The organism is Vibrio sp. 704, from assembly GCF_033339295.1.
Map to the genome: position 1 here is coordinate 1 of NZ_JAWOUH010000781.1, position 574 is coordinate 574.

1 protein-coding gene is annotated in these 574 nt (G+C 43.2%); it reads right to left on the bottom strand.

The window, feature by feature from the left end; translation table 11 throughout:
* On the bottom strand, nucleotides 1–574 hold a 574-nt coding region (locus R7R24_RS29085), incomplete at both ends, for an HD-GYP domain-containing protein (RefSeq protein WP_318120508.1).

The window sequence follows — 574 nt, forward strand, 5'->3', positions numbered from 1 at the left end:
GTGTTTGCCTTGTTCCAACTTAAACCAATCGACGACTTCATTAATTGTCCAAGCCCGTTTGTAGCAACGCTCTGTTAATAATGCGTCAAATACATCAGCAATTGCGACGATGCGTGCGAAGAGATGAATTTCCTCACCTTTTAGATTATTTGGATAACCCGTACCGTCCCATTTTTCATGGTGTTCGTGGGCAACCACCGCTGCTAATTTGGTGATGTCGCCCTCTTTCATGTTCAGCAACTCATAACCTTTAATGGTATGTTGCTTCATGATTTCACGCTCTGAACTTGTCAATGCGCCAGGCTTATCGAGAATCGATTCTGGCACGGAGATTTTACCGACATCGTGCATAGGGCTAATGATTTCAATCATTTCCACTTCACGATGCGTCAATCCGCAAAGTTGAGCCAAACGACGAGACAGTTTAGCGACACGTTTTACATGTTGGCCAGTTTCTCCAGAGCGACTTTCAATCGCCTCACCCAATACGTGAATCATCTCTTTTTGGACGTTTAGCGTTCGTTTTTGAAGCAACACAATTTTTCTATTTTTCTTATCAATCTCTTTGCGTTGG